Source organism: Prevotella merdae, assembly GCF_900290275.1.
GTDB classification, from domain to species: domain Bacteria; phylum Bacteroidota; class Bacteroidia; order Bacteroidales; family Bacteroidaceae; genus Prevotella; species Prevotella merdae.
Genome location: NZ_LT985345.1, coordinates 1 through 1,253, shown reverse-complemented (window position 1 = coordinate 1,253; position 1,253 = coordinate 1). Strand labels below are relative to the sequence as shown.

General features: G+C 32.4%; 1 protein-coding gene. It reads right to left on the bottom strand.

All coding sequences use genetic code 11. From position 1 onward, the window contains the following. Positions 1–97 precede the first annotated feature (97 nt). Positions 98–856: a hypothetical protein gene (locus C9991_RS16510; protein ID WP_157949528.1), complete on the bottom strand. Its 759-nt coding sequence runs from the start codon at positions 854–856 to the stop codon at positions 98–100. Positions 857–1,253: the final 397 nt, after the last annotated feature.

Below are 1,253 nucleotides of genomic sequence, written 5' to 3'. Positions count from 1 at the left end.
TGCCATTGGTAAAGTCCTCTTTGAAAGGAAACCTTTAGGTGAGCTATTTGTTAAGCCCAAACGTCCTCAGAATGACTCCGATGATGGTCAGTTGACCTTATGGGAAAATTTCTTTGGACAGTAGTGATTCCAAAGATTTATTCCCTGTGAATTCGATCTTTGTTATAGTACCCGTTTTAACCGATATGGTAAAGTTAGCATCTTTATAAAATTCATATGTACCATAATCATTAAAAACAACACCTGCAAGAGCAATTTCCTTACCAGAAATTGTAACACCATCTTTGGTTATTTCATTTATTTTACTAACTTTATTGTTTGTGCCCTTATCTGTACCGCCCACAAAGAAAACTGCTTTCCCTTCAGGCGCAAACGAACCTTTTTTGTAGATCTCTATTCTTTTTATATGAGCGGTGCCATAAGTTACTTTCAGCGTATAAACATTTCCTGCATTCTGATACTCTTCATTTATCCAAAAAGTTCTTGGACCAAGGCCACCATTCACTTGATCACTAACCAAGTTTTCGCCTACATATATACTTTGAGAAACTTTCGAATCGTACCCTATTACAACAATTCTTTCCACATCAAAATTAAATTGGGAGAAAGTTAATGTTGCTTCACGATTAAGTAACAAATAAGGGCCTGTACTAACACTAACATAATGATATTCACCCGATAGCGTAATAGCATTATTATCCTTTCCAAACGTTTGAGGCTTATTGGTAGTTTTATCCTTACCAGGGATTTTCCAACCACTATTATCAGCGAAATCCATGGTAATTTCTTGTGCTCTACTTGCAGTCCATACAATAGTTAGCAGCATGATTAATAATAATCTTAACAATTTTCTCATAATTAAAAATAATAGATATTAATGTGTTTATATAAGAATTTAATACTTGTATTGACTTATTTCTAATTGGTTTTCAATAGATTTTAAGCGCACAAAATTAGTACTTTATTTTCAAACAAGAGCATAAGTAAGTGTTAATATGTTTAAAAAAGGACAAAATAGGAGAAATATACTTGGAAGTATGGAGCATATGATAAGAATATTCACTTTATATCCATAAGAGTTATAGACTTTAGCAATCAGTAAGTCAGCTCGTATTATCTATAATGCATTGTCTTTTTGTAAATATGGTTGACTCCCTAAAATGTAAGTGAAATGAAAAAATCATTAGAAGAGACATTAAAGGAAGTTGAATTAAGCAAGGAGATTTATCGTCTTTATGCTTTAGAACACCTTA

Excerpts from the sequence above, each read along its gene's own strand:
- C9991_RS16510 (WP_157949528.1), bottom strand. The coding sequence starts at position 856 with ATGAGAAAATTGTTAAGATTATTATTAATCATGCTGCTAACTATTGTA.